An 8,859-nucleotide genomic window follows, 5' to 3' on the forward strand; every position below is an offset into this window, starting at 1 on the left:
AGCCACCCGACCACCCCGGCCCCCGCCCCGACCGGCCGGCCGGGCAGCCCGTCCGCCCTGGCCGGGCTCTGCAGCGCCTACCGGGCGAAGAACGGCGCGGACCGGGGCCGGGCCCTGGAGACCCCTCCCTTCGCCGACCTGGTCTCGGCCGCCGGCGGCCGGGAGAAGGTCCCGGGCTACTGTGACCGGCTGCTCCACGGGCAGGACAAGCCGACCGCATCCGGCGCCCACCCGACTCCACCTCAGCCGAGCGCCGACCCGACGCGTCGGACCGGAGCGCAGCCCACCAGCCCGGTCATCGGTCGGCCGGAACCCGCGCCCAGCAGCCCGACGGCCGGTTTCGCCCCGACCACCGACCCGGGCAACCCGCCGGCGCAGAAGCCCGACTCGCTCCCCCTCCCCGGGCCGACCAGCCCCGCGCGGGATCCGGGCAGAGTTGCCCGGGCCGCCCGCCGCTCGGGCCGGTGACCGGCACCGCACCGGCTGGTAGCTTGCCCCGGTGACTCCGCGGCGTCGCCGACTGGCGATCCTCTTCCGGCTGGCGGTCGTGCTCGGCGTGGTGGCCGGCATCGTGCTCACCGCACTGGGCCCGGCCACGGTGACCGGCCTGCTGCCGTACTTCACCATCCAGAGCAACGTGGCGGTCGGCGCCTTCGCCGGCTACGCCGCCTGGCGGGCCTGGCAGGGCCGCCCGGAGCCGCCGAGCGCACTCAAGGGCGCCGTGACCCTCTACATCACCATCACGGGCACGGTCTACCACCTGGTGCTCGCCAACCCGGCCAGCCCGTTCGCCATGGCCCAGCCGCACCGGGAGCCAGGCGAGTGGTGGGGCAACCAGTTCCTGCACACCGTGGTGCCGCTGCTCGCGATCGCCGACTGGGCGCTGTTCGACCGCCGTGGCCGGCTGCGCCCGCGGTACGCCGCCTGGTGGCTGGCGTTCCCGCTGGCGTACCTCGGGTTCGCGCTGGTGCGGGGGCTGGTCGTGCACCGCTACCCGTACCCGTTCCTCGACGCAGGGCAGCTCGGCTACGGCGGCGTGGGCCTCAGCGCGCTCTTCTTCGCCGTCGCGTTCTGGCTGCTCGGGCTCCTCCTCGTCGGCGTCGACCGGGGACTGGCCGGGCGGGCCCGCGCCGTGCCGGTGGAGCCGGCTCCGGCCCCCGCCGGCACGCCGGAGCAGAGCGCCGCCGGGCCACGCTGACCGGCGGCGGCGCCCGGTCACCCGGTGGTGCGCCGCTCACCGGCCGGGCCGCCGACCCGCACCCGCCGGGCCTTGGTGCGGTCGCGGCCGTAGGAGTCGGCCCGCCCCCAGCGCCCCGGCACGTCCAGCAGCTCGATCCGGCCGTATCCGTCGGGGACGCACGGGTTCACCAGCAGGTTCTCCCCGCACGGACGCAGCCCGAGCATGGTGGCGAGCAGCATCAGCAGGCCGCCGGACGCCCACGACTGCGGCCGGCCGGCCGCCGGTAGCTGGACCGGGTACTTCGTGAGGTCGCGCGGGTAGCCGGCGATCACCTCCGGCACCGAACCGCCGAGCGTCTCCGCCACGGCGAAGATGCCGGCCACGACCTGGGCCGCCTCGGCGTCGTACCCGTAGCGGCGCAGGCCCGCCGCGACGAGCGCGTTGTCCGACGGCCAGACCGCGCCGAGGTGCGCGCCGACCGGGTTGTAGGGCCGCTGCCCGGTGGCGTACGTGCGCACCCCCCAGCCGGTGAAGAGTTCGGGGCTGGACAGGTGGGCGGCGACCGCGTCGGCCCGCTCCGGCTCGACGATGCCGCTCCACAGCAGGTGGCCGAGGTGGGAGGTGAGCGCGTCCACCGGCTGCCCGTCCGGGGTGAGGGCCAGCGCGTAGTAGCCCCGGTGCGGCAGCCAGAAGTCCCGGTCGAACCGCTCGCGCAGCCGCGCGGCCTCGGCCTCCAGCCGGTCGGCGTACCCGGGCTCGCCCCAGATCTCCCGGGCCAGCCGGGCGCCCCGGACCTTCGCGTCGTACGCGTACCCCTGCAACTCGCAGGTCGCCCGGGGGTACGGCGGCTCGACGGCGTGCCGGTCCACGATGGCCCCCGGGGAGTTGCGCCAGGTCTGGTTGGCCAACCCGTTGACGGTGTTGCGCGGCTGGTAGCGCAGGTAGCCGTCGCCGGTGGAGTCGCCGTACTCGTCGAGCCAGTCCAGGGCCATCCGGGCCGGGTGGCGCAACTGCCGGACCAGGTCGGTGTCGCCGGTCCAGCGCTCGTACTCGTCGAGCAGGATCACGAACAGCGGTGTGGTGTCGGCCGCGCCGTAGTAGAACGCCGTGGGCTGCTCGCCGAAGGCGGCCTGCTCGCCGTACCGCAGCTCGGCCAGGATCTTCCCGGGCTCCTCGTCGTGGTAGTCGTCGAGCCGGCCGCCCTGGAGCAGGGCGAGCAGGCGCAGGGTCGCCGGGGTCAGCTCCGGGGTGAACGGCAGCGTCGCCAGGCAGGTGACGAGGGCGTCCCGGCCGTACAACGCCATGGCCCAGGGCAGCCCACCCACCGGCACCCGGTCGTTGTACGACAGCGGCGTGTAGCGCAGCGAGGCCAGGTCGGTCAGCGCCTGCCGGTACGCCGACATCAGGGGTTCCCGTTCGGCGATGAGCTGCGGCGCGTGGTCGAACCAGCGGGCGAGGTCCTCGCGCATGTCGTGTCGGACGTGCTGGCGGTGGGACTCCAGGCTGCTCCGCAGGTCGCGTCCCCCGGCGCCGTGGATGATCATGCCGACGTGCAGGTCGGTGTGCCACTCCCCGTCCGGGTCGACCCTGATCCGGAAGGTCATCCCCCGCTGGCCGACCTCGACGGGCGCGGTGCTGGAGACCAGGGTCTCCCGGGCGAACCGGCCCCGCCCGTAGCAGATCCGCAGCTGCCGGTGGACCGGGTCGGCGACGACCTCCGGCCGGCGCTCCGCGGGGCGGAGGATCTCCGCGGTGTCGGCGAAGTCGCTGCCGATCTCCATCCGCACGGTGAACTCGGCGGGCTCGGCCGAGTGGTTGAGCACGGTGATCCGCTCGTTGAAGCTCTCGTTGATGGACCGGTGCCGGATCACCGAGACGTCGGCGTCCACGTAGTGGCTGGCGGCACCGGGGACCAGCACGAACCGGGTCTCGAAGTAGGCCAGCTCGTCCCGGGACAGGGCGTGCAGCCGCTCCCCGTCGACGGTGAGCACCCAGCGGGACAGGAAGCGGGTGTCGAACGAGAAAAGGCCGATCGGGGCGTACGGCTCGACCTCCATGTCGCCCTGCCCGTCGCTGAGCACGAAAGCGTTGCCGGCGCGGATGTTCACCAGCTCCTGCTTCATCGCGCCCCCACCCGGCTTCCGGCGCCGGCCACCTCGCGGGGATGCCGGGCGTCGGGCGGACCCGGGAAGATCCGGCGCAGCGACAGCAGCAGCCGCAGGTCGCCCTGCGCGGTGAGGTCGTTGCGCAGCAGCGCCGCGGCCGGGTGCAGCCGGCCGGCGACGATCCGGTCGAACACCTCCCGGTGGGCGCGGACCACCAGGTCGGCCTCGTCGGCCAGGCGGGACACCCGTACCTTCTGGTGGTCGATGGTCAGATACCAGTGATCGGTCCGCGCCCCGTCCTGCAGGTCCAGCCGCATCGTGCCGGCGGTGGTCTCCGGCAGGTCGGGGTGCCGGCCGGCGACCTCCCGGTCCAGGTACTCCGCGGCCGAGGCGCTCATCGGTCCCTCCCCGTGTCCGTCGTCGCGGCTCACCGCCGGGCGGCTCCGCCCGCTCCCGCAGCGTCCCCGCCGGCCGGGTGAGTCCAACTCACCTCCTTCGGGTGAGAGCAGAGCTGGTGCGCGGGGCGGAAGTCGGGTAGTCCGGAGCAATGGGGATGACCGGGAACGCCACGACCGACCAGGTGCTTGCCGCGCTGCTGGCCATGCAGCGCCAGTCCTGGGAGCAGGGGGTGACCGGGCACGCCCTGCTCGACCTCGGGCTCGGTGAGCTGGCCGTGCTGGTCGCCGACGCGGCGGTGACCCGGCAGCATCCGGACGGGCGGCTCGGCGACGTGTCCGGCGAGGCCGGCGCGGTCAACGGCGCCGCCTGCGGCGAGGTGGTCCGGTACGCGGCCACGACCGACGGGGATCCACGCTTCACCGCCGCGCTGGACGCGCAGCTCGACTGGCTGGTCACCCGGGCGCCCCGGGCCGCACGGCCTCTACTCGGCCCGCTGGAACGAGGACCGGGGTGAGCCGGACCGGCCGCAGCCGTGGGGCACCGGCAACGGCTGGGTGGTCGCCGGGATCGCCCGGGCGCTGCGGCTCGCGCCGGACTGGCCGGCCGGGCTCCGCGCCGAGCTGGCCGGGCACGCCCGCACGGTGCTGGACGCCTGCCTGGCGTACCGGGCCGACGACGGGCTCTTCCCCCGACGTGCTCGACGACCCGGACTCGTTCCACGAGGCGAACACCGCCCAGCTGCTCGGGTACGCGGCGCTGACCGGGGTGGCCGACGGCTGGCTGCCGGCGTCCTGGCTGGGCACCGGGGCGGAGCTGCTGGCGGCGGCGGGCCGGCGGGTCGACCACCACGGGCGGGTGACCGGGGTCAGCGGCGCGCCGGACTTCGCCCGACCGGGCACCTCCCCGGAGGCGCAGGCGTTCCACCTGCTCGGGCACGCCGCGCTGGGCCGGGCCCGGGCGGCGGTCAGCCCCGCTGGATGAGCCCGCGCACGTACGCGGCCTGGCCGACGTGCTGGAGGTCGTCGTCCAGCACGCTCATCAGCCGTACGCCGAGGGTGACCGGCGGGTCCCAGTTCTCGTCGACCACCCGGTCCAGGTCCCCCGGGCTCAGCCCGCGCAGGTACGCCATGGTCCGGTCGACCACCGCCCGGTGGTAGTCGAGCAGCACCCCGCCGTCCTCCGGCCGCACGCCGGCGATCTGCCCGGGGCCGTGCCCGAAGCCGGTGTCGTCCGGGTCGGCGGTCAGCCCGCACCGCCCCGCCCAGTCGCCCGTGACCCACAGCTGCTCCTCCCCCAGCACGTCCGCGACGTGGTGGTCCTGGAGCCGGCTCAGGTGCCAGACCAGCCAGCCCACCGGGTTCGCCCCGGCGGCCGGGGCCTGCCGCAGCTGTTCGGGGCTGAGCCCATCGAGTGCCCCGGCCACCAGGTCTGGCAGCCGGCCGTACGCCTCGGTCAGCAGCTCGTTCACGTCCACGGGTCCCACGCTCCTCCGCCGTCGGTGCCACCCGGGCAGTACCGCCCTGGCTGGCCGGCAAACCTCACCCCCTTAGGGTGATCGCGTGGTCGCGGCGCTGGAGCTGTATCTCGACACCGACGCCACCCGGCGGATCCGGGTGCTCTGGGACGCGTTGGAGGCCGAGGGCGTGCAGAGCATGCGGTCGCTGCTGGAGCAGCGACACCGGCCGCACGTGTCGCTGGCGGTCGCACCGCGGCTCGACCCGCACCGGGTCGCCGGGGCGCTCGCCGGGATGGTGGTGGCCGCCCCGCTGCGGCTGGAGTTCCAGCACGTCGGGCAGTTCGTCGGGCGGGTGCTCTGGCTCGGTCCGGCCCCCACGCCGGAGTTGCTGGCCCACCACGGCGCGGTGCACGAGCGGCTGGCCCGGGCCGGCATCGGCCTGGTGGAGCACTACCAGCCGGGCCGCTGGGTGCCGCACTGCACGCTCTCCATGCGGGTGCCGAACACGCTGATGGCCGCGGCGGTGCGCCGCTGCCTGGAGGTGCTGCCGCTGACCGCCACCGTGGTCGGCGCGGCCGTCACCGACCACGCCCGGGATATCTCCCACCCGCTCGCCTGACCCTCCGTACCGACCACCCGCGCGGTCAGCGCGGTCCGAATCCACGAAGAAGGTCGGGTGGTCGGGCTTGGGGCAGGGGTCGCGGACGGTGCTCCCGGCGTCCGGCGGACCGGGTTTTTCGCCATCTGCTGGCGGTGATGGCGATGCCGCCGAACCGACGCAAGCTGGTAAAAGCGCAGGTCAAGGCCGTCCTGGCCACCCGAGGACGTGCGGCCGGAGCGCCACGAGCACGCCTCGAGGAGGCATCCCATGGCCGCACCCGTCATCCGTTCCGTCACCGCCGAATCGACCGTCCTGCTGCCCGGGCAGTCCACCACCGTCCGGGTGGACGCCTACCATCCCGACTCGCGGCTGCTGACCCTCTCCGGCCGGGTCAGCGACCCCACCGGCGCCGCCTGGGACAGTCCGGTCCGGGTGGACCTGAGCGTGCCCCTGACCGTCCAGCTCGGCAGCACCGCGCCCGGGGTGACCGTCACGCCGAACCCCACCGACCCGACCCGCTTCACGGTGACCGTGCTGGCCGGCCGGGGCACGGTCACGCTGACCGCGACGGCCCGGGACGGCGCCGGCCGGACCGGCACCGCCACCACCACCCTGGCCGTGCCGCTGCTGGTCGGCATGAGCGCCGAGAAGGGGGCACGGACCCAGCGGGCGGTGGTGGAGTACCCGGGCATCCGCTACATGCGCGACTTCGGCACCGACGGCGGCGACGCGGACGCCCTGCCGGAGCTGCCGCCGCTGAACGCCGGCAAGTTCGTCGACGCCCCGTCGGCTGTCATGCACGTGTCGTGGAAGGACGACGTCGAGCAGTTGAGCGGCTGGCTGGACGGGCTGAGCCGGCCGGTCTACCTGACCTGGTACCACGAACCCATGGGCGACGTGACGCCGGCGACGTACCGGACCACCGCGACCCGGGTGGCGCAGATCGTCGCCGCCCACCGGAACCGCCGGTGGGTCCTCGGACACGGCCCGATCGTCACCCGCTACTGGCTGGACGAGGGACGCGGCAACCCGGCCGACTGGGGCTACCCGGGCATGACCCACTACGGCGTGGACTGCTACTCCCGGGACACCGCGACGTACTGGCCGGCGTCGCGGATGTTCGGGGTGGCGTTCGGCAAGGTGCGCGCCGCGTACCCGGGAATCCGGCTGCTGGTGCCCGAGTACGGGCTGAGCCGCACCACGGCCGACACCACCGGCGCGGGCCGGGCCCAGGCCATCCGGGACCACGTGACCTGGCTGCGCCAGCAGGACGACGTGGACGCGGTCGCCTACTGGAACAACTGGGCCGAGTTCGAGCTGGGCGACCCGCCGCTGGAGTCGACCGCCTGGCGGAACCTCCAGCTCGCCTGACGCCTGCCCGGCCCGGCGCGACCCCGCCGGGCCGATGTGGGTGGCGACGACCTGGTCGTGTCGGTCAGCGAGGTGGTGAGCAACGCGCTGCGGCACGGTGTGCCGCCGGTGCGGGTGCGGCTGTGGATCAGCCACCAGCCCTGCGACCACGTGGCGCTGCACCGGGACGCCGAGGTCTTCACCATCCGGCTGACCGCCGGGAACCCGCACTTCGCGGTCTGCGGCGGGGCGGGGCGGAACCCGCGCGCCGACGGCGGTACCGTTGCGCCTCATCATGCCCTGCGGGGCGGTCATCCGCCGGCCTGGCGCTGGCGAACCGACGGAGGATGGCGCATGTCCAACGGCGAGGAACCGTTCGCACCCCACGACGACGTGTCCGCGCGACCGAGGTTCGACCCGGCGCTGCGTGGCTACGACAAACGCCAGGTGGACCGGTACGTCGAGCAGATGGACGGCGAGCTGACCGCCTTGACGGCCGACCGGGACCGGGCGTACGCGCAGGTCCGGGAGCTGACCGCGCAGGCGCAGCGGGCGCAGACCGAGGCCGCCGAGCTGCGCCAGCGCCCGACGCAGGTGGACCGGGCGTCCTTCCGCGACCTCGGCCCGATGGTCGACCAGATTCTCGACCTGGCCGAGAGGCAGGCCGGGCAGATCACCGAGGCGGCCACCAAGCGCGCCGCCGACCTGCAGGCGCAGGCGGAGAAGGTGCTGGCCACCGCGCGCGAGGAGGCGGAGCGGGAGCGGCGCGAGCTGGCCGAGGAGCTGTCCACCCGCCGGGCCGAGCAGGAGAAGGCGGACGAGGAGCGGCGGACCGCCGCGCAGGCGGAGCTGACCGAGATCCGGGAGCTGACGGAGAAGCTGCGCACCGAGGGGCAGGCCGCCCACGACCGGGCCCAGCAGGAGGCGAAGCGGATCGCCGAGCAGAGCACCCAGCAGGTCGAGCAGGCGCGCTCGGCGTCGGAGGCGCTGGTGAAGGCGGCGCGTACCCAGATCCAGCAGGAGGTGCAGGCCAACCGGAGCAAGGCCCAGCAGGAGCTGGCCCAGTGGCAGGCCACCATGGCCCGCGAGCTGGACGAGCGGCGGGCCGCCGCCGAGCAGGAACTGGCCGACCGGGCCAGCGCCGCCGAACGGGACATCGCCGCCCTGGTCGCCGAGGCCCAGCAGTACGCCACCGAGGTCCGCGAGCGGGCCGACGAGGAGACGGCGGCGCACCAGGAGCAGCTCGCCACGGTGCAGCAGGAGATCCAGCAGCGGCAGGAGGCCCTCACCCAGCTCCAGGCCGAGCTGGAGACGGTTGACGAGCAGCTCGAGCGCACCCGCCGGGAGATCGGCACGATCGAGCAGCAGGGCGCAGCGCTGGAGGAGCAACTGGTCGACGTACGCCGCGACCTGGCCGCCGAGACCAAGCGGCTGGACGAGGCGCGCCGGGCGGCGGACCTGGCCGAGCAGCACGCCAAGGAGACCCGGGCCCGGGTGCAGCGGGAGGCCAAGCGGGTCGCCGACCTGGCCGCCGCGGCGGTCATGGCGGCCGCCGCGGGCGGCGTGGAGACGGCCGAGTACCCGCAGGTGGCGCCACGTCCGGTCGCCGCGCCCGCGGAGCCTACCCCGGTGGTGGTGCCCGCCCCGGCCGTGCTGGTGGACCCGGCCGTCCTGGCGACCGACCCGGATCCCGCCGAACCGGCCGACGGGGAGCGGTCGCGCGCCGAGCCGTTCCTGGAGCGGGCCTCCCTGGACCGGCCGAGCTTCG

At 75.0% G+C, this 8,859-nt stretch carries 9 protein-coding genes and 1 pseudogene; 7 read left to right on the forward strand and 3 right to left on the reverse strand.

Going from position 1 to position 8,859, the window contains the following annotated elements:
* Positions 1 to 468 (forward strand): annotated as a pseudogene (locus B0E53_RS38015) (hypothetical protein); the annotation flags it as partial.
* A gap of 31 nt (positions 469 to 499) precedes the next feature.
* On the forward strand, positions 500 to 1,198 hold the full coding sequence (locus B0E53_RS29525) for a Pr6Pr family membrane protein (RefSeq protein ID WP_107079003.1): 699 nt from the start codon (positions 500 to 502) through the stop codon (positions 1,196 to 1,198).
* A 17-nt stretch (positions 1,199 to 1,215) separates the two neighbouring features.
* On the opposite strand, the gene B0E53_RS29530 is transcribed toward B0E53_RS29525, so the two are convergent.
* Positions 1,216 to 3,303, reverse strand: coding sequence for a glycogen debranching N-terminal domain-containing protein (locus tag B0E53_RS29530; protein ID WP_107079004.1), 2,088 nt, complete (start codon positions 3,301 to 3,303; stop codon positions 1,216 to 1,218).
* The gene (locus tag B0E53_RS29535) at positions 3,300 to 3,683 is read right to left on the reverse strand and encodes an SCP2 sterol-binding domain-containing protein (RefSeq protein WP_107079005.1); all 384 of its coding nucleotides are present in this window, start codon (positions 3,681 to 3,683) and stop codon (positions 3,300 to 3,302) included. Before B0E53_RS29535 ends, B0E53_RS29530 begins: the two co-directional genes overlap by 4 nt.
* A gap of 155 nt (positions 3,684 to 3,838) precedes the next feature.
* Here B0E53_RS29535 and B0E53_RS39795 point away from each other — a divergent pair, with 155 nt between their 5' ends.
* Positions 3,839 to 4,198: a hypothetical protein gene (locus B0E53_RS39795; protein WP_246835661.1), complete on the forward strand. Its 360-nt coding sequence runs from the start codon at positions 3,839 to 3,841 to the stop codon at positions 4,196 to 4,198.
* A 179-nt stretch (positions 4,199 to 4,377) separates the two neighbouring features.
* Positions 4,378 to 4,665 carry a hypothetical protein gene (locus B0E53_RS39800; RefSeq protein ID WP_246835662.1) on the forward strand — a complete coding sequence of 96 codons (288 nt, stop codon included), beginning with the start codon at positions 4,378 to 4,380 and terminating at the stop codon, positions 4,663 to 4,665.
* Here B0E53_RS39800 and B0E53_RS29545 read toward each other — a convergent pair.
* On the reverse strand, positions 4,649 to 5,158 hold the full coding sequence (locus tag B0E53_RS29545; RefSeq protein ID WP_107079006.1) for a DinB family protein: 510 nt from the start codon (positions 5,156 to 5,158) through the stop codon (positions 4,649 to 4,651). The two genes, B0E53_RS39800 and B0E53_RS29545, sit on opposite strands and share 17 nt — an antisense overlap.
* 85 nt (positions 5,159 to 5,243) lie before the next feature.
* On the opposite strand from B0E53_RS29545, the gene B0E53_RS29550 reads away from it, so the two are divergent.
* The 3 genes from B0E53_RS29550 to B0E53_RS29560 all read left to right on the forward strand — a co-directional run.
* On the forward strand, positions 5,244 to 5,759 hold the full coding sequence (locus tag B0E53_RS29550) for a 2'-5' RNA ligase family protein (protein WP_107079007.1): 516 nt from the start codon (positions 5,244 to 5,246) through the stop codon (positions 5,757 to 5,759).
* A 249-nt stretch (positions 5,760 to 6,008) separates the two neighbouring features.
* Entirely contained in the window at positions 6,009 to 7,112 is a 1,104-nt protein-coding gene (locus tag B0E53_RS29555; protein ID WP_107079008.1) for a hypothetical protein, read from the forward strand.
* Between the two features lie 57 nt (positions 7,113 to 7,169).
* Positions 7,170 to 8,859, forward strand: a 1,690-nt coding sequence (locus B0E53_RS29560; RefSeq protein WP_246835663.1) for a hypothetical protein, incomplete at its 3' end; no start/stop codon positions are given.

It is taken from the genome of Micromonospora sp. MH33 (assembly GCF_003013775.1).
GTDB lineage: Bacteria > Actinomycetota > Actinomycetes > Mycobacteriales > Micromonosporaceae > Micromonospora > Micromonospora fulviviridis.

Coding starts and splice junctions, on each gene's coding strand:
- B0E53_RS29535 (WP_107079005.1), bottom strand. CDS start 3,683: ATGAGCGCCTCGGCCGCGGAGTACCTGGACCGGGAGGTCGCCGGCCGG.
- B0E53_RS29530 (WP_107079004.1), bottom strand. CDS start 3,303: ATGAAGCAGGAGCTGGTGAACATCCGCGCCGGCAACGCTTTCGTGCTC.
- B0E53_RS29555 (WP_107079008.1), top strand. CDS start 6,009: ATGGCCGCACCCGTCATCCGTTCCGTCACCGCCGAATCGACCGTCCTG.
- B0E53_RS39795 (WP_246835661.1), top strand. CDS start 3,839: ATGACCGGGAACGCCACGACCGACCAGGTGCTTGCCGCGCTGCTGGCC.